We start from the raw sequence: 25881 nt of genomic DNA, 5'->3' as shown, positions 1-25881 counted from the left end.
TCGATTCGTAGCGTCGACTTCACCAGCACAGCGAGGAAAGGACGACACGGCATGAGCCCGAACGTGCACGGCAAGAGGGTTGTCATCACCGGCGGAGCGCGCGGCATCGGACAGGCGACGGCCGAAGCCCTCGTCGCGGCCGGCGCGCGAGTGGCCATCGGCGACATCGACAAGGATCTCGTGCAGGACACCGCCGCCCGGATCGGTGCGCGCTTCGGCACCACGGTGCTCGGGTTGCCCCTCGACGTCACCGACCGAGAATCCTTCGACGAATTCCTCAGCCTGGCCCACATGGAGTTCGGCGGGATCGACGTGCTTGTCAACAACGCCGGCATCATGCCCACCGGCGCGTTCCTCGAGGAGACCGACACCGTCACCGACCGGCAGATCGACGTCAACGTCCGCGGTGTGATCCTCGGTTCGAAGCTGGCCGCCGCCCGGTTCACCGAACAGGGCTATGGACACATCGTCAATCTCGGCTCCGTCGTCGGCATCGAAGGCGCCCCCGGACTCGCGGTGTACTCCGCGACCAAGCACGCGGTGATCGGCCTCGGGTCGGTGCTGCGCCAGGAACTTGCCGGCTCGAACATCGTGGTTTCCACGATCGCGCCGGGCTTCGTGCGCACCGAGCTGATCGCGGGCATGAAGCCCAACGCGCTCATCGAGAAGCTCGCCATGGTCGGCCCGGACGAGGTCGCCGCCGCGATCGTGCAGGTGATCGCGGCGGCTCGCCCCGGCCTGCGGTACGTGCCCCGCACGGCGGGCGCGATCCTCGGAGCGCTGAAGGCGGTGCCGGAGGCGACCCGTCACCGCATCTCCGCGGCGTTCGGTCTGCAGTCGCTGGCATTGAACACCGACGAGACCGCGCGGGCGGCCTACCGTCGGCGCACCGAGGCTCCGAATCCGGCGGGGGCCGGCGAGGGCTCGGTGGCGAAGGATTCCTCCGGCAGCGCGCGCTGATCCGACGCGCGCTGCCGGTCGGGCTCAGTCTCCGGTCGGCAGCGCGCGCAGCGAGCGCACCGTGGCGTCGACGGCGCGAGCCGCCTCGGCGCCCTTCTTGACGAAGTGCCGCGTGAAGTACTCGACGTGCTCGTCGTGCTCGTGGAAGTTGTGCGGGGTGAGCACCACGGAGAAGACCGGCACATCGGTGTCGAGCTGGACCCGCATCAGGCCGTCGATCACCGCGGTGGCGACGAAGTCGTGCCGGTAGATGCCGCCGTCGACGACCAGCCCGGCCGCGACGATCGCGTCGTAGCGCCCGGTCTTCGCGAGTCGCTTGGCGTGTAGCGGGATCTCGAAGGCGCCGGGGACCTCGAAGAAGTCCAGGGCGTCCTGTGAGACGCCGAGGCGGGTGATCTCGTCGGTGAAGCCTGTGCGTGCCTGGTCGACGATGTTGCGGTGCCAGGTCGCCTGAACGAACGCGATGCGCCCGGTGATGTCGGTCATGGTCACGAAACTAGCGCATGTCGCGTCATAGTTTGTTGTGCGGGAGGGGCGCTGTTCCGTCTTATGAGATTTCGTTTATTTCTCTTTTCCGTCATGCACAGAGTGACTACAGTGGTGGATGTGACACAGTCGGCTCCCGAGAACACCGTCGGTCCCCGCCCCGAGCGGTACATCGACATCTACCGCCGCGCCACCGCCCGACTCGAGGCGTGCCTGCCGCTCGGCTGGTCGCTGTCGAGCGACCGTCCCCGCTCCCCCGAGGCACCCACCCGGATGCTCGTCTCCGCCCCCGACGGCGACACCGTGTCCTTCTCCGTGGTCGCCTCCCGCGGTGTGCTCTCCGGCGACGTCGCCCGCATCGCCGCCGACCTGTCCGAGTCCGACCGCGGCTTCGTGTGCGCCCACTATCTGTCCGATCCGGTGCGCCGCCAGCTCGACCGGCACGGCATCTCCTACGCCGACGCGACCGGCAACCTCTCGCTCGTCGCCAACCGTCCGGCGGTGTGGGTCCGCGACCGCGGAGCCGACGCCGACCCGTGGCGCGGCCCGGGCCGCCCGTCCGGGGTGCTCACCGGCGAGCCGTCCGACCGCGTGGTGCGCGCGCTCGCCGATCACGTCGGGGAGATCTCCGTCCCGGAACTGATCAAGCTGTCCGGCGCGTCCACCGGCGCGACCTACCGCGTCGTCGAGGTGCTCGTCGAACGCGAGCTCGTGCGCCGGGTCCCGCGCGGCCCGATCGTGGAGGTGCGCTGGGAACCGATGCTGCGGGCCTGGGCCGCCGAACGGAAGGTGTGCGCGGTCCGGCGGTTCACCGCCCCCGAGGGCGTCACCGCGACCCGCGCGCGACTGGCCGAACGCATCGACATCCCCTACGCGCTCACGGGCGTCGGCGCCACCGATTATGCGGCCCCGGCGTTGCTCGAGGTCTACGCCGACGACCCGGACGACTTCGCCGACAGTCTCGGTCTGCGCGCGGTCGAGCACGGTGGCGACGTGGTGGTGGCGATTCCCTGGTCGCCGGTGGTCTTCGAACGGATGGACCGTCGCGGCGGACTGCGCCACGCCGCGATCTCGCATGTGTACGCCGACCTGCTGGCGGGCCCGTTCCGCAACGACGATGCCGCCGAACACGTCCGCTCCCGGCTCACCGCGGACGAGCACTGGCGGCGTCCGGTGCGCTGACCGCTGTATCCGGCCGATCCGCCTCCCCGGATCCCCGGCCGAGCATTTCGATCTTTGTGTACGGTGCGAACCATGACGGGTCGCCGCGACGACAGGAGTACCGATCAGATGACCGCGCCGCGCACCGTGGAGGACCTGCCGTCGGCACTCGACGGCGCCGCCCTGTCCGATCGTCTCGCGGGCCGCCGGCCCGCGGTCTTCCTCGACTACGACGGCGTGCTCACGCCGATCGTCGCCCGTCCCGAGGACGCGGTGTGGTCGGATGCCATGCGCCGCACCGTCCGCGAGCTCGCCGACCGCGTGTCGGTGTGCATCGTCACCGGCCGTGACCGCGACGTCGTCCAGCAGCTCATGGGGGTCGACGATCTCGTCGTCGCCGGAAGCCACGGCTTCGATATCTGGAGCCCCACCGACGGGCAGATCGCCCACGACGTCCTCGACGACTTCACCGATCTGATCACCGAGACCACCGAGACCCTGCGCACCCGCCTGGACGGTATCGACGGCGTCGGCATCGAACCGAAGCGCGCCTCGGTGGCCGTGCACTACCGGCAGGCCTCCCCCGAGGTGCACGACCGGGTGGGTGCGATCGTCGAGACGCTGTTACAGGAGAACCCCGAACGGCTCGCCGTGGTGCCGGGAAAGATGGTCTACGAACTCAAACCGGCCGTGGACTGGAACAAGGGCAAAGCGGTCCTGCACCTGATCGAGGTCCTCGGTCTCGCCTCCGACGAGGTCGTGCCGCTCTATCTCGGCGACGACATCACCGACGAGGACGCCTTCCGGGCGTTGCGGGGTCGCGGCATCGGGATCCTCGTCGGCAGCCCCGACGACCCGGAGATGGCCGGACGCCGCACCGACGCCGAGTTCGTCCTCGCGTCGGTCGACGACGTCGAACGTTTCCTGTCGGCCCTGGGTAGATGACAGCGCCGCCGGGTGACAGCACCGCCGGACAGTTCGTGTCGACTACGACCCGCCAGGAGGTTCGCGTGTACGACCCGGAGTTCACCCTCGACTACGACGGTTTCGATCCAGACGACGAACCCCTGCGCGAAGCCCTGACCTCGACGGGCAACGGCTACTTCTGTTCACGCGGCACCGCCGAGTGGGAGGACATGGGCGAGGTCCATTATCCGGGGACCTACGCGCATCGTTGCTACAACCGCGAGACCACCATCATGGGTGGCAGCCCGGTCCTGAACGAGGATCTGGTCAACCTCCCGAACTGGCTCGTGCTGAAGCTGCGCATCGACGGCGGCGAAGCGATTCGCCTGGCGCAGGTGGAGATCCTCGCCTACCGGCACGTCTACGACATCCGCACCGCCACCGTGGTCCGCGAACTGCGGTTCCGGGATCGGCACGGCCGCGAGACGTCGCTGCGCAGCAGACGGTTCGTGAGCATGGAGCATCCGAACCAGGGGGCGCTCGAATGGTCGCTGACCCCGGAGAACTGGTCGGGGCGGGTCGAGATCGTCACCGCCCTCGACGGCCGGGTTTCCAATCGCGCGGTCGCCCGCTACCGCGATCTCGAGGCGCGGCACCTCGATCCGGTCTCGCCGCGCACCTACGGTCCCGAGACGATCGCGCTGAAGGTGCAGATCCGCCAGTCCGACACCTACATCGCCCAGGCCGCACGCACCCGGGTGTTCCGGGAGGGTTCGGGAGGAGCGATGCTCGTCGACCGGGATCTGTACCAGATGGAGGACTACATCCAGCAGGTCCTCTCCTTCGACATCGCCGAGGGTTCGACGGTGCGGATCGAGAAGATGGTGGCGATGTTCACTTCCCGCGACGACGCGATCACCGAGCCCCTCGCGTCGGCGGGCCGGCACGTGCTGCGTTATCCGGATTTCGCCGAGGCGTACGACGAGCACGTCGCGGCGTGGGACGAGCTGTGGGACATCTGCGACATCCGGTTGCCGCGGGAGTCGCGCGCGCAGTTGCTGCTGCGCCTGCACGTCTCGCACGTACTGCAGGTCTGCTCACGGCACACCGCGCGCCTCGACGCGGGAGTGCCGGCGCGCGGACTCAACGGCGAGGCCTATCGCGGGCACGTGTTCTGGGACGAGATGTTCGTCTATCCCTTCCTGAACCTGCGGGTCCCGGAGATCACCAAAGGCCTGATCCTCTACCGCTACCGCCGGTTGGGTGAGGCGCAGGCCGCGGCGAGCGAGGCCGGTTACCGCGGCGCGATGTTCCCCTGGCAGAGCGGCAGCGACGGCACCGAGGAGACCCAGACGGTGCATCTGAACCCGATGTCGGGTCAATGGGATCCGGACCTGAGCCGGAACCAGCGGCACGTCAGCGCCGCGATCTTCTACAACGTGTGGCACTACTACCAGGCCACCGACGACGTCGACTTCCTCGCCGACTACGGCGCCGAGATGATGCTCGAGATCGCGCGGTTCTGGGCGTCGATCGCGCACTACAGCCCGGATCGGGACCGCTACGAGATCCACGGGGTGATGGGCCCGGACGAGTTCCACGAACGGTATCCGGGAGCCACCGAGGGCGGTGTGCGCAACAACGCGTACACCAACGTGATGGTCGCGTGGATCGCGGCGCGCGCCCTCGATGTCTTCGAGGTGCTGTCGAAGAGCCGGCGCACGGCCCTGCGGGCCCGGTTGCGGGTCACCGACGAGGAACTGCGCACCTGGTCGGAGATGAGCCGGAAGATGTTCGTGCCCTACCACGACGGGGTGATCAGCCAGTTCGAAGGCTACGAGGATCTCGAGGAGCTCGACTGGGAGCACTACCGCACGGAGTACGGCAACATCGGCAGGATGGACCGCATCCTGCGCGCCGAGGGCCGCGATCCGGATGCCTACAAGGTCGCCAAGCAGGCCGACACGGTGATGTTGTTCTTCCTGTTCGACGATGCCGAGTTGCGGCAGGTGTTCGAGCAGCTCGGTTATCCGTTCGGTCGCGACCTCGTGCGCCGCACCGTCGACTACTACGACCAGCGCACGTCGCACGGGTCGACGCTCAGTCACGTGACGTTCGCCGGTGTGCTCGCCACCTTCGATCCGCAGTCGTCGTGGTTGCGGTTCAAGCTCGCGCTCGAGAGCGACGTCAGCGACCTGCAGGGCGGCACCACCAAGGAGGGCATCCACATGGGGGTCATGGGCGGCACCCTCGATCTGGTGCAGCGCTACTACGTCGGTGCCCGTGCGTACGGCGACGTGCTCGTCTTCCGGCCCAAGCTGGTCTCGCACCTCGACGGGGTGTCGTTCTCCATGCGGTACCGCGGCACTCCCCTACGGGTGCGGATCGACGGCGACAAGCTGTCGGTGCGCGCCGAGACCGAGGGTTTCCGGGTGCCGGTGCGGGTCGCGGTGGACGGCGAACTCGTCGAGCTCGGCGCCGGCGAGTCGCACGAGTTCCGGCTCGCCGCCGTCCCGGCCTGACCGCAAGGAGGATATCGTGGCCGAGGCGCAGTCGCGGTTCCGCGCGGTGATCTTCGACGTCGACGGGGTGCTCGTCGATTCACCGCACGAGACGGCGTGGCGGGAAGCGCTGGCGGAGTTGATGGCCGGCGACTGGTGCGACCTGCAGCCCGAGACCTCCTGGCAGGAGGACGCGTTCACCGCGGAGGTGTACCGGCAGGTGCTGTCGGGCCGGCCGCGGATGGACGGTGCCCGCGCCGCCCTCGAGTACTTCGCGGTGCCCGACGCCGAGCGTCGCGCGGTCGACTACGCCGAGCGCAAGCAGGCCCGGTTGCTGCGGTTGATCGACGAGCGCAGGTTCCGCGCCTACGACGACGGAGTGCGCTTCGTCGCGGCCGTGCAGGCGGCGGGGATCGCGGTGGCCGCGGCGTCTTCGTCGAAGAACGCCGGACTGTTCCTGCGGGCGATCCCCGCCCACGACCATCCCGGCGAGACGCTGCTCGACCGCTTCGACGCCGATCTGTCCGGGCGCCCGGTCGCCCACGGCAAACCCGACCCGGAACTGTTCCTCACCGCCGCCGACGAACTCGGGGTGCCCGCGCAGGCGTGCGTGGTGGTCGAGGACGCGATCAGCGGGATCCGGGCGGCGAAGGCCGGCGGCATGCGGGCGCTCGGTGTCGCCCGTTTCGACGACTCCGCCGATCTCGAGGACGCGGGCGCCGATCTGGTGGTGACCTCTCTCGACGAGGTCGACGTCGACGCCTTCACCGCCGGACGACTGGTCCGCCGCGGATCGGTATGATCCTCAGTCGGTTCCGACGCCCTGCCAGTGCCAGTCGGTGATCACCGGCATGTCCTCGCCGTGGGTGCGCACGTAGCGGGTGTGCTCGGCGAGGATGTTCTCGAGTTCCTCGCGGGCGTGCCCGGCGATGGGCCGGATCCGCTCGACGCGGTCGAGGACGTCGAGCGCGAGGTGGTAGCGGTCGATACGGTTGAGCACGCACATGTCGAAGGGTGTGGTGGTCGTGCCCTCCTCGATGTAGCCGTGCACGTGGAAGTTCTCGTGGTTGGTGCGCCGGTAGACGAGACGGTGGATCAGCCACGGATAACCGTGGTAGGCGAAGACCACCGGCTTGTCGGTGGTGAACAACGCGTCGAAGTGCGCATCAGGCAACCCGTGCGGGTGCGCCCGGTCGTCCTGCAGCCGCATGAGGTCGACAACGTTGACCACCCGGATCCGCAGGTCGGGGAAGCGGCGGTGCAGGATGTCGACGGCCGCGAGGGTTTCCATCGTGGGGATGTCGCCGGCGCAGGCGAGCACCACATCCGGTTCGGCGTCGCGGTCGGTCGAGGCCCACTGCCAGATGCCGATGCCCTTGCGGCAGTGGGTCATCGCGTCGTCGATGTCGAGGAATTGCACGGCGGGTTGCTTCCCGGCGACGATCACGTTGATGTACTGGCGGGTGCGCAGGCAGTGATCGGCCACCGAGAGCAGGGTGTTGGCGTCCGGCGGCAGGTAGACGCGCACGACCTCGGGTTTCTTGTTGACGACGTGGTCGATGAATCCGGGGTCCTGGTGCGAGAACCCGTTGTGGTCCTGCCGCCACACGTGTGAGGTGAGCAGGTAGTTCAGCGACGGGACGGGGCGGCGCCAGCGGATCCGGTTCGTGGTGAGCAGCCATTTGGCGTGCTGGTTGACCATCGAGTCGACCAGGTGTGCGAAAGCCTCGTAGCTGGAGAACAATCCGTGCCGGCCGGTGAGCAGGTAGCCCTCGAGCCAGCCCTGGCAGGTGTGTTCGGACAGGATCTCCATGACTCGTCCGTCGGGGGCGACCCGGTCGTCACCCGGGTCGATGCGCGCGTTCCAGGTGCGGTCGGTGGCGTCGAGGACCGCGTCGAGGCGGTTGGAGTTGTTCTCGTCGGGCGCGAACACCCGGAAGTTCGTGGCGTTGCTCCGCATGACATCGCGCAGGAAGGTGCCGAGGATGCGGGTGGCTTCGCCGGTGGCGGTGGCCGGTTCGGGAACGTCGACGGCATAGTCGCGGAAGTCGGGCAGGATCAGATCGCGCAGTACCGCTCCCCCGTTGGCGTGGGGGTTCGCGCTCATCCGCCGGGTGCCACGTGGCGCGAGGTCGCGCAGTGCCGCAGCAGGGGCACCGTCGTCGTCGAACAACTCCTTCGGCCGATAGCTCTGCAGCCACTCCTCGAGAGCGCGGAGGTGCTCGTCGTTCCCGCGCGGATCGCCGATCGGCACCTGGTGCGCGCGCCAGGTGCCCTCGACCGGCGCGCCGTCGACCTCGACCGGGCCGGTCCACCCCTTCGGGGAGCGCAGCACGATCATCGGCCAGGCCGGGCGGGTCGCGTTTCCCGAGGTGCGGGCGGCCTGCTGGATCTCGGAGATCCGGTCGAGCGCCGCGTCGAGGGCGCCGGCGAAGCGCCGATGCATGTCGGCGGGATCGTCGCCGGCGACGACGATCGGTTCGTGCCCGTAGCCGCGCAGCAGCGAGATCAGTTCGTCCTCGCCGATGCGGGCGAGCACCGTCGGGTTGGCGATCTTGAAGCCGTTGAGGTGCAGGATCGGCAGCACTGCGCCGTCGCGGCGCGGGTCGACGAATTTCGTCGAGTGCCAGCTCGCGGCCAGCGGCCCCGTTTCGGCTTCGCCGTCACCGACGACCGCGGCGACGATCAGGTCGGGATTGTCGAAGGCAGCACCGTAGGCGTGTGCGAGGGAATAGCCCAGTTCACCGCCCTCGTGGATCGACCCGGGGGTCTCGGGGGCGACGTGGCTGGGAATGCCGCCGGGGAACGAGAACTGGCGGAACAGGCGCCGCATGCCGTCCTCGTCGCGGGAGACGGCCGGATAGACCTCGCTGTAGGTGCCTTCGAGCCACGCTGCGGCGACCGGTCCGGGACCGCCGTGACCGGGACCCATGACGTACATCATGTCCAGGTCGCGGGTGGTGATGGCGCGGTTGAGGTGTGCGTAGACGAAGTTCAATCCCGGTGTGGTGCCCCAGTGTCCGAGCAGCCGCGGTTTGATGTGTTCGGGCCGCAGCGGTTCGCGCAGCAGCGGGTTGTCCATGAGGTAGATCTGCCCGACGGACAGATAGTTCGCGGCCCGCCACCACGCGTCGAGGTCTGCGAAGTCCGGATCGATCGCGGGCCCCGGCTCGGAGGTGGCGTCGGAACTGGTCTGCGGTGTGCGGAGTGACATCGGTTTCCTCGTCGTCGGCGACCGGGGTGCTCGTTGCAGCGGTACCCATCGGGTGAGGGGCTCACTCGCCCCGGCGGCGCACCATCTCACCGATCCAGGTCGGCGCGTACGGCGAGGTGCAGCCCGGGGACGTCGGATAGTCCTTCAGCACCTCGAGGCGTTCGCCGATGTCGAGCGCGCGGGCCCGGTGGTCGGGGTGTTCGATGCCGATCTGCGCCAGGCACGTGTTCATCGCCCACTGCAGACGTTCGGGGGCGTCGCGCATCTGCGCGTCGATGGTGTCGAGCAGGCCGGACAGGTCGAGCCCGTCTGCGTTCTTGACGACGCGTTCGGCGGTGAGCGCCCAGCCCGCGCTCGCGACGACCGGATCGGGCTCGGTCATCCACCGGCCACGCAGTTCCTCGGCGTGCGGGTTCTTCTTCACGACATAGTTGACGAACCAGTCGTGCACCTTCGCGGTGCCGGTCTCGCGGACCATCGCATCGAGCTCGTCGACGGTGAACGCCTTGGGGCGGCAGATCAGCAGCGCGAGCAGCCGGGCGGCGGTGTCGCCGGTGGCCCAGAGTTGCTGCGCGAGCTCGTGCTGGGTCTTCACCCGCTTGGCGACGGCGCGCAGGGCGCTGAGGTTCACGCCGTGGTCGTCGCCGTGTTTCTCGTTCACCGCGCGGATCTTCGGGTCGTTGAGCGCGGCGAGTTCGGTGAGCAGCTCGTCGACGGTCGGAGCGTCCGTTTTCGTCTGTGCCACCGCGATCTCCTGTCCGTGCGTGTCGGTCGCGCCTCAGCCTACGAGCGCCGGGCGACAGCCTGGGCCGGTTCCGTCGTCGATTCGGGTGGGTTCGGCCCCGCTGAGCGGGGTCGGATCCACCCGAATCCGTTCACAGGCCGAGCTGGGTGACCGCGTTGCCGACGAGACCGGCGTGGTGGCGGCTGTACAGCGCGACCATCCGTTCGTCCGCGTGCCCGGTCTGCGTCATGATCGTCTGCGTGGTCGCGCCGCCGCGCACCGCCTGGGTGACGAACCCGGCCCGCAGGCTGTGCCCGCCGAGGGTGGCGACGAGGTCGTCGCTGAACCCGGCGCGGCGGGCGCGGCGCTGGATCATCGAGTGCACGGACTGCCCCGACAGCGCGCTCGTCCCCACCGTGCCGCTGTGGTGCACCGGCCGGAACAGGGGCCGATCGCCGTCCTGCGTGCGCCCGGCTGCCAGACCACGGCAGCAGTGCTCGGCCGGGTCGGCGGTGGCGTTGCCGAGCAGGTCGACGACGGCCTCGCGTCCGGACTCGTCCCAGGCGTCGAGCACCTCCCGCCAGCGTCGATAGGCGCACACCGGGCAGGTGTGCGGATCGGACCCGTACGGCAGGGTGACGGTGCGGCCGCGGGCGCTGCGGTCGGTCTTGGACCGGCGGACCCTCACGTAGAGCCCGTCGGCGCGGTGCGGGACGACGTCGGTGACGACGAGCCCGGTGAGCTCGGAACGGCGCAGCGCCCCGGCCAGTCCCATGAGCAGCAGCGCGGCGTCGCGACGTTCGGCGACGCGTTCGGCCCACCCGCCGTCGGCGGCCTCGGCGCGCATCGCGGTGAGGATGGTGCGGATGTCGTCGGTGAGCAGCGGGGTGCGCCGCGCCGGCGGGGTGGCCCGGTCGCGTCGGATGCCACGCAGCAGATCCCGAACCGATTCGTGCCCACCGGGTTTCGGCAGGTCTGCCAGGGCGTGCATCTTGTTGATGGTCGACACCCACCGCGACAGCGTCGACGGCGCGTACGCCCAGCGTCCGTCGGGGCGCACTTCGGCGGCCTTCTCGGTGAGGAACCAGCTCAGTTGCTCGGCGGTGGCCGGCATCGGACTGTGCCCGGTGCGTTCGCACCAGCGGGTGAAGATCGTCCAGTCGCCGATCTGGGCGGCGCGGGTGTTCTCCGAGGTCGCCTTCTCCCGCAGTCGCCGCATCGCGGTGGCGACCGTGTCCGGTACCGCGGGCACCTCGGGACGGGGCAGATCCGGGCTGGTCACGGCGTGTTGATCCTCTGGACACGCAGGTCGCGGGCGAGATGGTCGCGTTGTTCGATCACCAGGCGCCGCAGCGCGGCCGGAGCGTCGGTGTGGGCCTCGAGCCAGGTGTCGACGGGTTCGAGACTGTCGGCCGCGGGAAACAACCCGACGACGATCCGGCGGGCGATCTCGATGCTGCGGCTCGTCCAGGTCTCGCGGAGCACCGCGAAGTAGTCGGTGTCGTAGGCGGAGATCAGGTCGCGGCGCGCCCCGGCGCGGAACCCGGCGATGGTCGCGTCGAGGTGGTCGTTGGTGAGGGTGTGGTCGGCGAGGATCGTCGCCCACGCGTGCGCCTTGACCTCGGCGCGGGGGCGGGAGGCGAGTGCGCGCAGGTGCGCGGTGCGTCCCGAGGCGGTGTCGTCGTTGCGCAGTTCCTCGTCGAGGTCGGCCTCGTCGGCGTCGCCGGTGGTGGTCAGCGCCGCCCACCAGCTCCACCGCAGGTCGGGGTCGAGACGTAGGCCCTCCGGCGGTGCGACGTTGCCGCACAGGATCGCTCGCAGGTCGGCGGCGTGCCGGTCGTCGACGCTCGCCGCGACACCGACGGCGCGAGCGAACGCCAGCTGGGCGTCGCTGCCGGGTGCGGCACCGTGCATCCCGTCCCAGACCGCGTCGAGCCAGCCACGCCGCGCGTCGGTGCGCACCGAGTCGGGCACATAGTGTTCGACGGCCTGGGCCGCGTTGGCGAGCACGGCGGTGAGCAGCGCGATGTCGGCCTCGTGCGGGGCGAATCGCGCGGCCATGGACAGATAGCGGTCGACGGCGAGTTCCCCGTCGCGGGTCGCGTTCCACAGCGCCGACCACAGCAGGCCGCGCGCGAGCGGTTCCCGGACGCGGTCCAGGGTGGCCTCGACGGTGTCGAGCGACCGGGCGTCGAGACGGATCTTCGCGTAGGTGAGGTCGTCGTCGTTGAGCAGCACCAGCGCCGCCTCGGGCAGGTCGACGGGGGTGCGTTCGTCGGCGAGGTCGACCTCGACGCGGTGGGTGCGGACGAGGTCGCCGGAGTCGTCGGAGTCGTAGCAACCGACGGCGAGGCGGTGCGGGCGCGGATCGCTCTGGACGATCTCGTACCCGGTCCCGGTCTCCTCGAGGTGCAGGGTCGACACCCCGGTGGTCTGCAACCACGCCTGCGCCCAGGACGACAGGTCGCGGCCGGAGGTGCTCGACAGTTCGACGAGCAGATCGTCGAGGGTGGTGTTGCCGAAGGCGTGCTTGCGGAAGTACCGGCGGGCCCCCTCGAAGAAGGCGTCGCGGCCGACATAGGCGACGAGCTGCTTGAGCACGCTCGCGCCCTTTGCGTAGGTGATGCCGTCGAAGTTCAGCTTCGCGGCCTCGAGGTCGACGATGTCGGCGACGATCGGATGTGTCGTCGGCAGCTGGTCCTGCAGATACGCCCAGGCCTTGCGGCGGTTCGCGAAGGCCACCCACGCGTCGGTGAACTTGGTGGCCTCGGCGCTGGTGAAGGCGCCCATGAAGTCGGCGAACGACTCCTTCAGCCACAGGTCGTCCCACCACTTCATGGTCACGAGATCGCCGAACCACATGTGGGCCATCTCGTGGAGGATCGTGTTGGCTCGACCCTGGTGCTGGGCGGCGGTGGCGGCACCACGGAAGACGTAGGCCTCGGTGAAGGTGACGCAGCCGGGGTTCTCCATCGCGCCGAGGTTGTATTCGGGCACGAACACCTGGTCGTACTTGCCGAACGGATACGGATAGTCGAAGTGCTCGGCGTAGAAGTCCATGCCCTGCCGGGTGACCTCGACGATCTCGTCGGCGTCGAGGTGCTCGGCGAGCGAGGCGCGGCACAGCACCCCCAGCGGCACCGTCAGCTCGTCGCGGCTCCACGACGCGTCCACCCGGTGGTACGGGCCGGCGACGATCGCGGTGATGTAGGTGGAGATCGGCTGGGTCGGCGCGAACGTCACGGTCTGGGTGTCGTCGCGCTGCACCGTGCGCTCGGCGGCCTCGTTCGACAGCACCTGCCAGCGGCGCGGCGCGGTGACCACGAAGGTGAACGGCGCCTTGAGATCCGGCTGTTCGAAGCACGCGAACACGCGACGCGCGTCGGCCGGTTCGTACTGGGTGTAGAGATAGGTTTCGCCGTCGACGGGATCGACGAAGCGGTGCAGCCCCTCCCCCGACCGGCTGTACCGGCCGGTCGCGACGACGGTGACGACGTTGATTTCCTTCAGACCGCCGATCGTGATCCGCGCGCCGTCGTAGACGACGGGCACGAGCTCGCCGTTGATCGTCACCGACTCGACGGAGTCGCCGATGAAGTCGAGCCAGGCCTCGTCGGTGGAGGCGGTGAATTCGAGCGTCGTCACCGTGGGGAATCCGGTGCGGCGGGCATCGACGGCACCCCGCAGGTCGAGTTCGACGCGGTAGGAGTGCACGTCGAGTGCGCGGGCGCGCGCGGCGGTTTCGGCACGGGTCAGATTCGCGGAGCTCACGAGTCCCGATCCTGCCATCACGCGCCCGGACTCGACGGGATTAGCGGGTGTCAGGCACCGATCGCTTCGGCTGCCGGCGTCGCGGGGCGTCCGATGAGGCGTTCGAGATCGCCGCTGTCGGTGTCGAGCGCGCCGACGGCGATTCCCGCGTCGGAGTCGGCGAGCACGGCGGCGAACTGTGCGGGCACACCGGCGTTCTCGAGGATCGTCGCGTACTCCTCCTTCGGCAGATCCTTGTAGGTGACGGGCACGCCGACGATGTCGGAGAGGACCTCCGCCAGTTCGGTGTAGGTCAGTCGCTCGCCACCGAGTTCGTAGACGGCACCGGCGTGTCCCTCGGTCGTGAGGACCGCGGCGGCGGCTTCGGCGAAGTCCTTGCGGGCCGCCCCGGCGACGCGGCCGGCGCCGGCCGAACCGAACAGCGCACCGGAGGCAGCGACCGCGGCGACCGAACTGTCGTAGTTCTCCCAGTACCAGCCGTTGCGCAGCAGAGCGTGGTCGATGCCGGAGGCGGCGAGCAGTTCCTCGGTGGCCTTGTGTTCCCCGGCGAGGATCAGCGGGCTCGTCGCCGCGTGCAGGATCGAGGTGTAGGCGATGAACGCGACGCCGGTGGCCTTGGCGGCGTCGATGATGTTGGTGTGCTGGGGCAGTCGCTGCCCCACTTCGCTGCCGGAGACGAGGAGCAGCTTGTCGACACCGGCCAGCGCGTCGCGCAGGGCCGCCGCATCGGCGTAGTCCGCAACACGGACCTGCACCCCGTCGGCAGCGAGATCTGCGGCCTTCGCCGCGTCGCGCACGACGGCGACGATGTCGCCGGTGGCGATACCGCGGGTGCGGAGCGCGGTGATGGTCAGGCGGCCGAGGTGGCCGGCGGCTCCGGTGACAGCGATGGTCATGGGACTCCTCGAAGTGGTCGAGCGGGATCGGGAACGACACCATTCCAGCACTTACTTTTAGTAAGTGCAACCGATTGAGTCAGTACCGGTCGTTCTCATAGCCGCCGTATACTCGGCATTCATGAGCACCGATCGCCTCCCCGAAGCCGACGTCTTCGCGCGCGAGTGCCCGTCACGTCCGGTGCTGCAGAGCATCACCGGACGCTGGGGTGTGCTGGTGCTGGCCGCGCTCGTCGACGACACGCACCGGTTCTCGGAACTGCGCCGCCGGGTCGACGGCGTGAGCGAACGCATGCTGTCGCAGACACTGCAGACCCTCGAACGCGACGGCCTGATCCACCGCGCCGTCCTGGGGACGATCCCTCCGCACGTCGAGTACTCGCTCACCGCCCTCGGACGCCGCATCACCGCGCCCCTGCTGACGCTCATCGACGTCGTGGAGGAGTCGATGCCCGAGATCGTCGTCGCGCAGGACGAGTACGACCGCAGCCATTGATCCGGCGGCGCGAACCGCCCCCACCGGCACGGATGCGACTGACAGAATGAAGCGGCCGGTCGCTCCGGCCGGTGTCGCCCGCCGGAAGGACATCCACGATGGCGCACGTCAATCTCGGTAAGCAGCACCCGGCCGCCTACAAGAACGTGCTGGCGTTGAACAAGGAGGTCGAGGAGGCCGCCGCGCAGGCCGGTCTCGATCCGAAACTGGCCGAACTGGTGAAGATCCGAACGTCGCAGCTCAACGGGTGTGCGTTCTGCCTACGCATGCACACACGAGACGCTCTGGAGAAGGGCGAGACCACCGATCGCCTCGCCGTCCTCGCGGCCTGGTGGGAGTCGCAGTATTTCACCGACCAGGAGCGCGCCGCGCTCGCGCTGGCGGAAGAAGTCACGCACCCCATGGAACCCGGTCGTCACGAGTGGGACAACGGTGCACTCAGCGACGAGCAGGTCTCCGCGGTCACGTGGCTTGCGATCGTCATGAACGCGTGGAACCGCATCGCCGTTCGGAGCCACTACCCCGTCGCCCCGTGACCCGCACCGGTCGGACGGCCCCCTCTGGTCAGAAGTTGGTGAGGTTCGGGAAGAACAGCACCTGCCCGACGGTGATCCTGTTCGGATCGTCGATGTGATTGGCAGCCGCGATCATCGCGAACATCTCCGCGTTCCCGTAGTGGTCCTCCGCCAGAGCCCGCAGGGTATCGCCGGGGACGACGGTGTGCCGGTAGTTGAGCCCCGGACGAATCAGCACGCGGCCGACCTCGACGTGGTCGGGGTCGGTGATGTGATTCGGGAAGGTGATCACCGGATACAGTTGCGCCTCGCCGTACCAGCGGCGTGCGAGCTCCGAGAGGGTCTCTCCCGCGACCACGGTGTGGTGTCCCGCGTCCCCGAGTTCGGGAATCAGCAGCGAGCGACCGACCTGAACGACATTCGGGTCGGCGATGTGGTTGGCCGCCGCGAGCACCGGGAACAGGGTCCCGTCGCCGTAGAAGTGTTGCGCCAATCCCGACAGTGTCTCGCCGGACGCGACGGTATGCCGTCTGGTGATGTACGGGATGAGCAGCTCCTGACCGACAGTGATCTCGTTCGGATCGGTGATGCCGTTCGGAACAGCGATGACGGGGAACAGCGTCGCGTCACCGTAGAACCTCTGCGCCAGCTTCGAGAGGGTGTCGCCTGCGACGACTTCGTATTTCGTAACCATGATCGTGCCTCGGTGGTGTGGAGCGTCCGCGATTCGAATCGAATCGACGAAGATCATGGTGGTCACTATCGGCGGCAGGCACACGCGTAGCGCGCTACCCGAATCTCGTATGAAAGTTCCGTCGACTACGTCGGTGGCAGCAGTTCGAAGACCGGATGGTGACCGGCTTCTGCGACGAACCGTTCCACCGGGTCGTTCCTGCGTGCCTCGAAATACCGCCGGGTGGCGGACGCCACCTCGATGTACCGCTGCAACACCGGTCCGGCCTCGTCCGCGGATACCTCACGGATCGAGTAGCGGTGGGTGTCGCGACGCCTGCTGAGCTCGACCTCGCCGGCAGCACGCGCGTTGTGCACCCACCCCACCGATCCGTAGGGGGCCACGAGCCAGCGCTTTCCGTGCAGATCGACGATCAGCACGGGGTTGCGGCGGATCTTCCCGGTGCGCCTACCGCGTGTGGTCAGCAGATAGGAGTGCGGCACCAATCCCGCACGAGTAAACGTGCTCATCGCGACGTTCTCGATGTGTCGCCACCGGCTCGGTCGGTAGGTGCGCTCGGGACGGAAGGAACTGCCGGTCATGGTCTGCCCTCATGCTCGTCGCGTACGGCACTCGGAAAGTGTTCGACAAGGTTGAGGCACCGACGTCCGACGTACCCCGGGCTCCCTGAGCCGGGGCAGTGCGGCCGACATGTCCGCATGTGGCCGGTCGGGCGGCGACCTGTCAGTGCCGGCTGGTGGATTCGTCGGTGACGAGGCGGTACAGCACGTACATCGCGAACCACGCGATGAGCACCGACGCGATCACGAGCGCGATCTCGTAGAAGAGAACCATGTGCTCGATGCTACGACCCGCCGTGGCTACCTGCCTGTTATCGCCGGAACTGTCCGCCGCGCCAGGTCGGCAGGTCGCGCGTTCCGAGTGCCACTTCGAGGGCCGCCTGTCCGGACAGTCGTGTCGAGTCCAGTACCGGTAACGGCGAGTCGTCCGGGGAGACCAGAAGTGGGATCTCGGTGCACACCAGCGCGACCGCGTCGCATCCGGAGTCCGCGAGTCTGCCGATGAGGTCCACGAAGGACGTCCGCGTCTCGTCCCGGAAGATGCCGTGCACCAGTTCGTCGAAGATCGCCGCGTGTACCAGGTTCTGGTCGCCGCCTGTCGGGATGACGGCCTCGATTCCCCGTGCCGCCAGTTCGCGGGGATACAGAGGGCCCTGCATGGTGAACCGCGTTCCCAGGATGCCGACGCGTCGGTGCCCGGCACGCTGCGCTGCGTCGGCCACGATGTCGATCAGGTGCAGCCCGGGAATCGCGAGTGGATCACCGGGTGCTTCGAGCGCGAGGTGGGCCGTATTGTCCGGGCACACGAAGAAGTCGCAGCCGGCCCGGGCCAGACGATCGACGCTGGTGGCAAGCACTGCGCGCACCGCTTCGTAGTCCCCGCGCTCCCATGCGGGCATGCAGTGCTCGAAGGAGATGCAGTCCATGGTGACATCCGGATGTGCCGGATGCCCGAGACGGTTGCTGTGCTGACACACCTCGCGCCAGCACAGCGAGGCACCTTCCCAGCTGTGGCCCAGGATTCCGACGTGTTCCACCCCTGCACCCCCTCTGTCCTGCGCCTGGGTCGCTCTCCGTGTGACGAGCGGGAGAGCGACCACGACGGTGACGGATCAGGATCCGGACGACGATCCGGTCTCGATCAGCTGCGTGATGACTGCGACGAGAACATCCGCGAGGAACGTTACTGCAGAGCCCATTCGATTACCTCTTCTCTTCGGTGTGCGGGTACGCGCGCTCGGCCGAGCGCAGACTGCCCAGCGCTGCACTGTGTTTCATCGCATCCGCCGGCTGAGGCAGACAGTAGACAACTCCCGCTCCGCACACTCGGTGACCGGCGCCACAGTCCAGGGGCCCTCCTTCCTCGGCAACCTTTCCGGTCTGCCGATCCGAGGGGTGCACAGTTTTCGATCCGCGCGCGTACCTGATCGTCATAAGTGGGGATTATGACGATCAGTGCTCACACTCGATCGCGGACACAATCTAGTGGTTTCGACCGCGTTCTTCGTTACGAAACCAACAACCCTACGGTGATTTCCCAGTTCAAGGCGTTTCATATCGTTTCGTTTCATTATATACCCATTCTCTAATTACGTAACTAAATGCGATACGATACCTCCCACCTACGGTTTCGACGCGCCACGACGAGGACATCCATGACCGACGCACACTCCCCCACCCCCGAAGCGACCACCGACGAGGACGACTCGAGCAAGCCTCGGGTGGGACGCCCCCGGAAGTACGCCACCGCAGCCGACCGTGTGCGCGCCTATCGCGAACGCGAGCGCGCCAAGAAGGAAGCAGCCGGCATGGCCCCATCGGTCGTCGAGAGCCCGGACGATGCGGTCTCCGCGCTCACGGCCGCCACCACCGCACTACGCGCCCTGGCCACCAACACCGTCGAGCAGTACTCCGCGATCGCCGAGCGGATCACCACCGCGGTCGACAAGCTCACCGACGCCGAGGCTCTCGAGGCGCAGATGACGCGGTCCGCCGCGGAACTCGCGAAAGTCAAAGCCGACGCCGACGCGAAGATCGTGCGGCTACGCGAACAACTCGCCCAGGCACTCGAGGACCGCGACAACGCCGACGCCGCAGTGGCCGCCGTCGACGCCGAACTCGCCGACGCTCGTACCGCACACACCGAACAGGTGCGCCGACTCGAAGAGGCACATCACGCCGAGCTGACTCGGCTGAAGGACGAGCACGCCGCAACGCTGCAGCGATGGAAGGACGAGTTCGAGGCTGCAACCGCCGAGCACACACGGACCGTCGGCGACCTGCGCGCGACGATTGTCCAGCAGGACGAGTCCCTCACCTCACAGCGACGCGAACTCGACGACGCGGCAGCGCAGCGTGAGCGCGCGACCGTCGAGATCACCGATCTGCGAGCCGAGATCGCGCGCGTGCAGGCCGCGCTCGACCGGGAAGTCGCGACCCGCGAGCGCCTCGATACCGAGCTCACCACCGAGCGCGACCGCACCTCCGAGCTACGGAGCCGACTCGAGGAATCGCGCATCACCGCCGCGACGGCCCAGGCGGCCGAGACCGCAGCACGGGCGCGTGGCGACGAACTGCGGACCGAACTGTCGGCACTGCGCGACGAGATCACTGCCCTGCGCGACGAGACGAAGACATTTCAGACGGAGAATCTGACGCTGAAGGCCGAAGCGACTTCTCTCCGTGCCGAACTGGATGCAGCGAGAACGGCCGGGACGAGCTGAACAGGTCGGCCGATCATCGAGCGCGTGTCCGCGATCGGCGAGCGCGCACTCTGTCGATCACCGTCGACCACGCCAAGCGACTTGCCGCAGTCATATGGGAAACGCCAACGGCGTCGCGGGTGATAAGTGCGTTGGCCAGCACTTTCGTATGCCGCGACGCGGAACTGGTGTGACCGCTGTCGAACGGCGGGTCGGGGTCGTACTCGATCATCAGCTGGATCGCCTTCGCGCGTTCCTCCCCCCGCGATCCGGGCCGCGAGCGACAGTGCCAGGTCGATACCGGCGGAGACGCCGGCGCAGGTGGCGAGTTTGCCGTCGAAGACCACCCGTTCGTCACCGCACGGCACGGCACCGAACGCACGCAGCGGCGTCAGCGCCTGCCAGTGCGACGCCGCGCGCCGGCCCTCGAGAAGTCCTGCCGCGGCGAGAACCAGCGCCCCGCCGCAGACGGAGACGGTCCACGTCGATGTCCGGTGTGCGCTGCGCAGCCATTCGCGGAGACGCTTGTCCTCGGCGGCGACGGCGATGGCTGTCCCCGATCCGGGTACGAGCACGATGTCCGGGGACGGTGTCTCGTCCAAAGTGTGTGTCGCGCCGAGGGCGAGCATTCCGCTGTCGGTGACGACCGGTCCGGTCTCGTGCCAGACGAAGCGCACGTCCGCGTCGGGGAGATATCGGAGCACTTCGTACGGTCCGACGACATCCAGTGCGGTCAGACCCGGGAAGACGACGATGGCGATCTGCACCCCGGCACCCTAGCAGTCTGCGCACGCATGTACTCAGACTTTCGGTGCCGATCTCCGCGGTGGGGACCAGCGTCAACCGAGCTGTTCGAACAGCGACACGATAATCCCGTCGGGTCCCCGTACGTAGGCCATTCGCACACTGTTCTCGTACTCACCGATGCCCCCGACGAGGCCGTATCCCTGCTCGGCGACAGCATCGACGGCAGCGTGGAGGTCGCCGACCTCGAAGGACACATTGCGGATCCCGAGCTCGTTGGGCATCGCCGTCGGCGAGCCGGGAAAGTGGTCGGGTGTGATGAACCTCGAGAGTTCGAGCCGGGCTCCTCCGTCCGGGGGGCGGAGCATCACGATGTCGCAGTGCGTGCCGGGAAGGCCGCAGACGGTCGCGGGAAAGTCGCCCTGCACAGAGCCGGTGCCTTCGACCTCGAAGCCGAGGCCGACGAAGAACGCCGTCGCGACGTCGAGGTCGGAGACGGTCAGGCCGACATGATCGAAACGCCGTACGTGTGCCATGGGATCCATCCTTCGATATCGTCTCGTCCGTTTACCTCTGGGACGGAGCCGGTGCTCGGATCTCGACATTCCGCGGACTCGCCGGGACACCGGATCGTTCCCCACCACCGCATCGATGAGCTACGACGCGCCCACCGCTCTGCGACGCACCCCTCTGATCCGAGCAGCCCTGACAAGCATCAGCAGGCACAGCCCGGTGCCCCATCCGATCTCCGACAGCATCACACCCACTCCCGCCTGACCGGTTTCGTCGGTACTGGCAACCACGCTGAATGCGGTGGTGAACCCTGCCGCCGTGCCGATTGCGGCGGCCAGTCCGCCGCTCACCACCCAGCGGGATCGACGAGCGGAAAGGAAGCATGCCAGCACGACGGTCACTCCGCAGGCGATCACCTGCCAGGTGGGGAACTCGTTCGGTGCGGGCAGGCCGGGGCCTCGGAACTCGCCGTCGTACTCGGCCGACCAACTCAACCATCCCGCGCAGGACAAGAATCCGAGTGTGAATGCGGTTGCACCGGTCGCCCACAGGCCGCGCCGGCCGAGACCCACGGGTCGATCACCGGTCTGCTCGTAGTCGCTCGACGGACTCCGGCCACCGGCACGCTCCCGCTGCCAGGCAACCCACACCATGCTCACGCCGATCAGGGTCGGCACGCCCACGAGGATGAGCACGATCCACAGGAATTGAGCCCAGGAGAAATCGAAACCGGTGGCCATAGGCAGACAGTATGTGAGTGGAGAGAAAGTCCGACGCACGGTCGTGATCGGCCTACGGTGCCAGGCCTACGATCGGACCGTGCACGTCGACGTGTGTGGGCTCGACATCGCTTTCGAACGCACCGGGACCGGGCCTGCCGTCGTCCTGGCGCACGGCTTCGTCGGTGATGCCCGCTCGACGTGGGGTCACCAGATCGAAGCCCTCTCGAGCGAGTACACCGTGATCGCCTGGGACGCACCCGGAGCAGGTGGGTCATCCGAACCTCCGGCCGGCTTCGACATGAACGCCTACGCCGATTGCCTGGCAGAACTCCTCCGGGCATTGCGGATCGAGCGAGCACACCTCGTCGGGCTCTCGTTCGGTGCGGCTCTGGCGCTCGCGGTGTTCCACCGGCACCGCAGGCTCATCTCGTCGCTCACCCTGGTGAGCGGATATGCCGGATGGCTCGGATCGCTCGGCGTCGAGGACTCGGAGCAGAGGCTGACCCGATCGCTGGAGGCATCACGGTTGCATCCCGACGAGTTCGTTGCCACGATGGCGCCGTCGATGTTCTCCGACTCCGCAGACAGTCGACTCGTGGCGCCGTTCCTCGACAGCGTCCGCGCGTTCCATCCCGACGGCTTCCGGGCGATGGCGCGCGCCAGCTACGCCGACCAGCGGCATGTGCTGGCCGAGATCGATGTTCCGACGCTCCTGCTGTACTCCAGCCACGATGTACGCGCTCCCGTCTCCCTCGGTGAGGACATCCACCGCGCAGTGCCCGGGTCGGAACTTGTCGTTCTGACCGGACCCGGTCACGTCAGCACGGTCGAGGCCCCGAACGACGTCACCCGCGAGCTGCGGCGTTTCCTACGTTCGGTCGAGTCATCCCTCGCATGAGGAGCGCGGTCACTTCGGGTACTTGCGTAGTTCGTTCTTGGCGATCGTGCGCAGGTGTACTTCGTCGGGCCCGTCGTAGATGCGCATGGCTCGGTGCCAGCCGTACATCGCAGCCAAGGGTACGTCGTCGCTCATACCCGCACCTCCGTGCACCTGGATCGCCCGGTCGATCACCTCGAGGGTCATGCGCGGCACTGCGACCTTCGCGGCGGACACGTACGGGGCGGCGGCCTTGTTCCCGTGTTCGTCGATGGTCTTGGCCGCAAGACGACACAGCAGCCGGGCCTGTTCGATCGCGACGCGCGATTCGGCGATCTGATGCTGCACGACACCCTGCTCGGCCAGTGTCTTGCCGAAGGCGACACGCCCTTGCGCGCGCGTGGTCATCAGCGCCAGGGCCCGTTCGGCGGCACCGAGTGCGCGCATGCAGTGGTGGATGCGGCCGGGGCCGAGACGTGCCTGCGCCATGGCAAATCCACCACCTTCCTCCCCGAGGAGGTTCTCGGCGGGCACGCGGACGTCGTCGTAGACGACTTCGCAGTGACCGTGCTGGTCGTGTCGTCCGAACACCGGCAGGTCGCGGACGATCGTGACACCCGGAGTGTCGATCGGCACCAGGATCATGGACTGCTGACGGTGGGTGTCGGCGGCGGGGTCGGTCTTGCCCATGACGATCAGCAACTTGCAGCGAGGATCCGCGGCGCCGCTGGTCCACCACTTGCGACCGTTGATGATGTAGCTGTCGCCGTCGCGCTCGATCCTGGTCTCGATGTTGGTGGCGTCGGAGCTGGCCACGGCGATCTCGGTCATCGAGAAGGCGGACCGGATCTCCCCGTTCAGCAGAGGATCGAGCCACCGCTTCTTCTGATCATCGGTGCCGAACAGGTGGAGCAGTTCCATGTTGCCGGTATCGGGAGCCTGCCCGTTGGTGGCTTCCGGTGCGAGATGCAGGCTCCAACCGGTGATCTCGGCGAGCCCGGCGTAGTCGAGCTGCCCGATACCGGATTCGGAGGGCAGGAACAGATTCCACAGACCGCGCTTGCGGGCCTCCTGCTTGAGGGTCTCGATGACGGGCGGGACGGTGTGGTCGTCGGGGCCGACGTTGTGGCGGTAGGCCTCGTATTCGTGTTCGGCGGGGAACACGTGGTTGTGCATGAACTCCACCAGCGCCTGTTCGAGTTCGAGCGCTCTGGGAGACGGTCGAAGATCCAGTGATCCGGTGTTCGTCTGCGCGGTGAGCATGCTGTTCGCTACGTCGGTCATACGGTTTCTCCCTCGAAGGTTCGGTCGGGACGTCGTGGAATGAGGTCGAGGTTCGGTCAAGGACCGCGGTCGAGGTCTGCGCCTCGGTACTGCATGAGATCGAGGGCGTACTCCACGTAGAGGTTCGCGACTTCCTCCGGACTCATCCGCCCGCCCGGTCGCCACCAGGTGGGGAGAGCGGTACACATCGAAACCACGGCGCGAGCGGCGTCCTCGGGGTTCCGGACCCGGAACGATCCGGCGCGCACAGCGGCCAACACCTTCTCGTCGACGACCGCTTGCTGCCAGTTCCTCTTGCTGGCGATGATCCGTCGGTTCTCCGTTGTGAGAGAACGCATCTCACTGGCACCGATGAAGCCGAGTTCGCGCCGGTGCGTGTGGTACAGCGCCAGGTTCTCGACCAGCAACGTGAAGACCGTGACGGGATCTCGGCCGGCGCCCTCGGCGAGTGCGCCGCGCGTGCGCTGCTCCAGATCGCCCATCGTCACCTGATAGATCGACATCAGGATGTCCTGCTTGCTGGTGAAGTAGTTGTAGATGCCGGGAACCGACAGGCCGCAGCGCTTGGAGATCTCGCGCATGCTCGTGCCGTGGTAACCCACGGCGAGAATCTCCTCGAGCGCGGCCTGGACCACGGGCGTGAGCGGCAACGGCTCGTACTCACGCCACTGCCGGCGAGCCTCGGTCTGTCCGAGGGGGTCTGGCCGGGCCGCAACGAGGGTTTCGGGTTCCACTACTGGTGCCGCGAGTGCCCCCCGACCGGCTTCGAGGATGTCCGCCGGCCTCACCCCGAGTACGTCGGCGATGCGATTCAAGCGATCGACGGTCAGTCCGGTCTTGTCGTTCTCGATCTGACTCAGCGTGGCCGGGCTGACCTCGATGCGCTGGGCCAGGCCCCGCAGCGTCATGCCGCGCGCGATCCGTACCTGGCGCAAACCGGCCCCGACCGACGCCGACCTGTCGACCGAAACCGCACTCACCGACAACTCCTGTGTTTAGAATAGCTGAACACTGACCATCCGGCCCGCGACCGTTCCGGGCAGCGTATCCACTTGCACGGCTGTCTCGCAGGGATTTTCGCGAAAATATCGAATCGTTGACGTCGACAGGTGTGACGTGCACCATAGTCGGCACCGAGCGTGTGCTCGCTCCCGCTGTTTACCCGATGGAGGACAACATGACCGAGGTCGACGCTCCCGCAATGCGCGAACTGCTCGGAGAGAACGCGCCGAGCAATTGGGGCAAGTGGGGACCCGACGACGAGCTGGGTGCACTGAACTACCTCGACGCAGGGGAGGTTCTGCGCGGCGTCCAGCACGTCAAGTCGGGCGAGACCTTCACGCTCCAGATCCACATGGGACGCGCCGAGAGCCCCGGCGACCCGCTGTGGCCGGGTCGTGAGGGGATCAAGCGGCAGAACGTGCTCGACGAGAGTTCCTGGGACGGCGACGGGGCGCCGGCCTTCCCGGGTGGCCTGCACTACGCCGACGACACCGCCTTGGTCTTTCTCCAGGGATCGACCCAGTACGACGCGCTCGGACACGTCTGGTACGACGGCAAACTCTGGAACGGATACGACGCCCGCAGCACCGTCGGAGGAATGGACAAGGCCTCCGTCCTCCCGATCGCAGAGAAGGGCATCGTCGGCCGCGGCGTCCTCATCGACATGGCCCGCCATCGCGGGAAGCCCTATCTCGACAAGGGTGAAACGTTCGACCACCGCGATCTCGAGGAAGCTGCGACCGCCCAAGGCGTGACCATCGAGCCGCACGACATCCTGATCATCCGCACCGGGTGGCTCAAGTACTGGTACGAGCTGAACAACCCCGAACAGTTCTACGACGGATTCTGCGAGCCCGGCCTCACCTATTCGCCCGAGCTCGTCGAGTGGTTCCAGGACAAGGAGATTCCGAACCTGGTGACCGACACGATCGCCAACGAGGTGACCTACGACCCGCAGAGCGGCGTCGCGCTGCCACTGCACTGCGCCCTGATGCGCAATCTCGGTGTCACGCTGACGGAGATCGCCTGGCTCGACGACCTCGCCGACGCCTGCGCCGCGGACGGCCGCTGGAGTTTCCTCTACACCGCCGCCCCGCTGAAGATCGTCAACGGCACCGGCGCCCCGGTGAATCCCATCGTCATCCGCTGAGGC

23 protein-coding genes and 1 pseudogene are annotated in these 25881 nt (G+C 67.9%); 10 read left to right on the top strand and 14 right to left on the bottom strand.

Features of this window, described 5'->3' with window-relative positions:
* Positions 1-51: 51 nt before the first annotated feature.
* Positions 52-960 carry an SDR family NAD(P)-dependent oxidoreductase gene (locus ACNJ7K_RS15230; RefSeq protein WP_268653713.1) on the top strand — a complete coding sequence of 303 codons (909 nt, stop codon included), beginning with the start codon at positions 52-54 and terminating at the stop codon, positions 958-960.
* A gap of 24 nt (positions 961-984) precedes the next feature.
* Here ACNJ7K_RS15230 and ACNJ7K_RS15225 read toward each other — a convergent pair whose 3' ends face one another.
* Complete coding sequence (locus tag ACNJ7K_RS15225; RefSeq protein WP_059384465.1) at positions 985-1446, bottom strand: 6,7-dimethyl-8-ribityllumazine synthase; 462 nt, start codon at positions 1444-1446, stop codon at positions 985-987.
* Positions 1447-1539: 93 nt separating this feature from the next.
* Between ACNJ7K_RS15225 and ACNJ7K_RS15220 the strand changes: the two genes are divergently transcribed.
* The 4 genes from ACNJ7K_RS15220 to ACNJ7K_RS15205 all read left to right on the top strand — a co-directional run bounded on the left by ACNJ7K_RS15220 (position 1540) and on the right by ACNJ7K_RS15205 (position 6816).
* The gene (locus ACNJ7K_RS15220) at positions 1540-2628 is read left to right on the top strand and encodes a helix-turn-helix domain-containing protein (RefSeq protein WP_192378466.1); all 1089 of its coding nucleotides are present in this window, start codon (positions 1540-1542) and stop codon (positions 2626-2628) included.
* A gap of 72 nt (positions 2629-2700) precedes the next feature.
* The gene (gene otsB, locus ACNJ7K_RS15215) at positions 2701-3552 is read left to right on the top strand and encodes a trehalose-phosphatase (protein ID WP_225623565.1); all 852 of its coding nucleotides are present in this window, start codon (positions 2701-2703) and stop codon (positions 3550-3552) included.
* Positions 3553-3617: 65 nt separating this feature from the next.
* Positions 3618-6035, top strand: a complete 2418-nt coding sequence (locus ACNJ7K_RS15210; RefSeq protein ID WP_192378880.1) for a glycoside hydrolase family 65 protein — start codon at positions 3618-3620, stop codon at positions 6033-6035.
* 16 nt (positions 6036-6051) lie between these two features.
* Positions 6052-6816 (top strand): HAD family hydrolase, encoded by a 765-nt coding sequence (locus ACNJ7K_RS15205; protein WP_192378465.1) that lies wholly within the window; start codon positions 6052-6054, stop codon positions 6814-6816.
* A gap of 3 nt (positions 6817-6819) precedes the next feature.
* On the opposite strand, the gene ACNJ7K_RS15200 is transcribed toward ACNJ7K_RS15205, so the two are convergent.
* From ACNJ7K_RS15200 to ACNJ7K_RS15180, 5 genes are all read right to left on the bottom strand, one after another.
* Complete coding sequence (locus ACNJ7K_RS15200) at positions 6820-9228, bottom strand: phosphoketolase family protein (RefSeq protein ID WP_487041861.1); 2409 nt, start codon at positions 9226-9228, stop codon at positions 6820-6822.
* Positions 9229-9289: 61 nt separating this feature from the next.
* Positions 9290-9973: a DNA alkylation repair protein gene (locus tag ACNJ7K_RS15195; protein ID WP_268653709.1), complete on the bottom strand. Its 684-nt coding sequence runs from the start codon at positions 9971-9973 to the stop codon at positions 9290-9292.
* A gap of 130 nt (positions 9974-10103) precedes the next feature.
* On the bottom strand, positions 10104-11234 hold the full coding sequence (locus ACNJ7K_RS15190) for a tyrosine-type recombinase/integrase (RefSeq protein WP_258261160.1): 1131 nt from the start codon (positions 11232-11234) through the stop codon (positions 10104-10106).
* The gene (gene pepN / locus ACNJ7K_RS15185) at positions 11231-13723 is read right to left on the bottom strand and encodes an aminopeptidase N (protein ID WP_192378463.1); all 2493 of its coding nucleotides are present in this window, start codon (positions 13721-13723) and stop codon (positions 11231-11233) included. The genes ACNJ7K_RS15190 and pepN overlap by 4 nt, the downstream gene beginning before the upstream one ends.
* A gap of 50 nt (positions 13724-13773) precedes the next feature.
* Positions 13774-14619 carry an NmrA family NAD(P)-binding protein gene (locus ACNJ7K_RS15180; protein WP_268653706.1) on the bottom strand — a complete coding sequence of 282 codons (846 nt, stop codon included), beginning with the start codon at positions 14617-14619 and terminating at the stop codon, positions 13774-13776.
* Between the two features lie 121 nt (positions 14620-14740).
* Between ACNJ7K_RS15180 and ACNJ7K_RS15175 the strand changes: the two genes are divergently transcribed.
* The gene (locus ACNJ7K_RS15175; protein WP_258261162.1) at positions 14741-15115 is read left to right on the top strand and encodes a winged helix-turn-helix transcriptional regulator; all 375 of its coding nucleotides are present in this window, start codon (positions 14741-14743) and stop codon (positions 15113-15115) included.
* 98 nt (positions 15116-15213) lie between these two features.
* Entirely contained in the window at positions 15214-15651 is a 438-nt protein-coding gene (locus ACNJ7K_RS15170) for a carboxymuconolactone decarboxylase family protein (protein ID WP_258261163.1), read from the top strand.
* A 28-nt stretch (positions 15652-15679) separates the two neighbouring features.
* Here ACNJ7K_RS15170 and ACNJ7K_RS15165 read toward each other — a convergent pair whose 3' ends face one another.
* The 3 genes from ACNJ7K_RS15165 to ACNJ7K_RS15155 form a co-directional block, all read right to left on the bottom strand.
* Positions 15680-16324 (bottom strand): LysM peptidoglycan-binding domain-containing protein, encoded by a 645-nt coding sequence (locus ACNJ7K_RS15165; RefSeq protein ID WP_487041860.1) that lies wholly within the window; start codon positions 16322-16324, stop codon positions 15680-15682.
* 125 nt (positions 16325-16449) lie between these two features.
* Complete coding sequence (locus tag ACNJ7K_RS15160; RefSeq protein WP_487041859.1) at positions 16450-16905, bottom strand: nitroreductase family deazaflavin-dependent oxidoreductase; 456 nt, start codon at positions 16903-16905, stop codon at positions 16450-16452.
* 290 nt (positions 16906-17195) lie between these two features.
* A complete protein-coding gene (locus tag ACNJ7K_RS15155; RefSeq protein ID WP_268653701.1) occupies positions 17196-17921 on the bottom strand; it encodes an aspartate/glutamate racemase family protein in 726 nt (241 codons plus the stop codon).
* Between the two features lie 618 nt (positions 17922-18539).
* On the opposite strand from ACNJ7K_RS15155, the gene ACNJ7K_RS15150 reads away from it, so the two are divergent.
* On the top strand, positions 18540-19607 hold the full coding sequence (locus ACNJ7K_RS15150) for a coiled-coil domain-containing protein (protein ID WP_192378462.1): 1068 nt from the start codon (positions 18540-18542) through the stop codon (positions 19605-19607).
* A 13-nt stretch (positions 19608-19620) separates the two neighbouring features.
* Here ACNJ7K_RS15150 and ACNJ7K_RS15145 read toward each other — a convergent pair.
* From ACNJ7K_RS15145 to ACNJ7K_RS15135, 3 genes and pseudogenes are all read right to left on the bottom strand, one after another.
* Positions 19621-20353 (bottom strand): annotated as a pseudogene (locus ACNJ7K_RS15145) (DJ-1/PfpI family protein).
* A 72-nt stretch (positions 20354-20425) separates the two neighbouring features.
* Complete coding sequence (locus ACNJ7K_RS15140; protein ID WP_159418221.1) at positions 20426-20866, bottom strand: VOC family protein; 441 nt, start codon at positions 20864-20866, stop codon at positions 20426-20428.
* Between the two features lie 120 nt (positions 20867-20986).
* Complete coding sequence (locus tag ACNJ7K_RS15135; RefSeq protein ID WP_159418222.1) at positions 20987-21583, bottom strand: hypothetical protein; 597 nt, start codon at positions 21581-21583, stop codon at positions 20987-20989.
* Positions 21584-21662: 79 nt separating this feature from the next.
* On the opposite strand from ACNJ7K_RS15135, the gene ACNJ7K_RS15130 reads away from it, so the two are divergent.
* Positions 21663-22463, top strand: a complete 801-nt coding sequence (locus ACNJ7K_RS15130; protein ID WP_159418223.1) for an alpha/beta fold hydrolase — start codon at positions 21663-21665, stop codon at positions 22461-22463.
* A gap of 9 nt (positions 22464-22472) precedes the next feature.
* On the opposite strand, the gene ACNJ7K_RS15125 is transcribed toward ACNJ7K_RS15130, so the two are convergent.
* Positions 22473-23726, bottom strand: a complete 1254-nt coding sequence (locus ACNJ7K_RS15125; protein ID WP_159418224.1) for an acyl-CoA dehydrogenase family protein — start codon at positions 23724-23726, stop codon at positions 22473-22475.
* A 56-nt stretch (positions 23727-23782) separates the two neighbouring features.
* A complete protein-coding gene (locus ACNJ7K_RS15120; RefSeq protein ID WP_308257004.1) occupies positions 23783-24706 on the bottom strand; it encodes a TetR-type transcription factor C-terminal domain-containing protein in 924 nt (307 codons plus the stop codon).
* Between the two features lie 197 nt (positions 24707-24903).
* On the opposite strand from ACNJ7K_RS15120, the gene ACNJ7K_RS15115 reads away from it, so the two are divergent.
* On the top strand, positions 24904-25878 hold the full coding sequence (locus tag ACNJ7K_RS15115; RefSeq protein ID WP_159418225.1) for a cyclase family protein: 975 nt from the start codon (positions 24904-24906) through the stop codon (positions 25876-25878).
* Positions 25879-25881 lie beyond the last annotated feature (3 nt).

Source organism: Rhodococcus shunpengi, assembly GCF_048381395.1.
Classification (GTDB): domain Bacteria; phylum Actinomycetota; class Actinomycetes; order Mycobacteriales; family Mycobacteriaceae; genus Rhodococcus.
The sequence above is the reverse complement of the archived record's forward strand: the minus strand, read 5'-3'. Positions and strand labels throughout refer to the sequence as shown.

Coding starts and splice junctions, on each gene's coding strand:
- ACNJ7K_RS15115 (WP_159418225.1), top strand. CDS start 24,904: ATGACCGAGGTCGACGCTCCCGCAATGCGCGAACTGCTCGGAGAGAAC.
- ACNJ7K_RS15160 (WP_487041859.1), bottom strand. CDS start 16,905: ATGACCGGCAGTTCCTTCCGTCCCGAGCGCACCTACCGACCGAGCCGG.
- otsB (WP_225623565.1), top strand. CDS start 2,701: ATGACGGGTCGCCGCGACGACAGGAGTACCGATCAGATGACCGCGCCG.
- ACNJ7K_RS15170 (WP_258261163.1), top strand. CDS start 15,214: ATGGCGCACGTCAATCTCGGTAAGCAGCACCCGGCCGCCTACAAGAAC.
- ACNJ7K_RS15175 (WP_258261162.1), top strand. CDS start 14,741: ATGAGCACCGATCGCCTCCCCGAAGCCGACGTCTTCGCGCGCGAGTGC.
- ACNJ7K_RS15225 (WP_059384465.1), bottom strand. CDS start 1,446: ATGACCGACATCACCGGGCGCATCGCGTTCGTTCAGGCGACCTGGCAC.
- ACNJ7K_RS15140 (WP_159418221.1), bottom strand. CDS start 20,866: ATGGCACACGTACGGCGTTTCGATCATGTCGGCCTGACCGTCTCCGAC.
- ACNJ7K_RS15165 (WP_487041860.1), bottom strand. CDS start 16,324: ATGGTTACGAAATACGAAGTCGTCGCAGGCGACACCCTCTCGAAGCTG.
- ACNJ7K_RS15150 (WP_192378462.1), top strand. CDS start 18,540: ATGACCGACGCACACTCCCCCACCCCCGAAGCGACCACCGACGAGGAC.
- ACNJ7K_RS15220 (WP_192378466.1), top strand. CDS start 1,540: ATGCACAGAGTGACTACAGTGGTGGATGTGACACAGTCGGCTCCCGAG.
- ACNJ7K_RS15180 (WP_268653706.1), bottom strand. CDS start 14,619: ATGACCATCGCTGTCACCGGAGCCGCCGGCCACCTCGGCCGCCTGACC.
- ACNJ7K_RS15230 (WP_268653713.1), top strand. CDS start 52: ATGAGCCCGAACGTGCACGGCAAGAGGGTTGTCATCACCGGCGGAGCG.
- ACNJ7K_RS15200 (WP_487041861.1), bottom strand. CDS start 9,228: ATGTCACTCCGCACACCGCAGACCAGTTCCGACGCCACCTCCGAGCCG.
- ACNJ7K_RS15125 (WP_159418224.1), bottom strand. CDS start 23,726: ATGACCGACGTAGCGAACAGCATGCTCACCGCGCAGACGAACACCGGA.
- ACNJ7K_RS15135 (WP_159418222.1), bottom strand. CDS start 21,583: ATGGCCACCGGTTTCGATTTCTCCTGGGCTCAATTCCTGTGGATCGTG.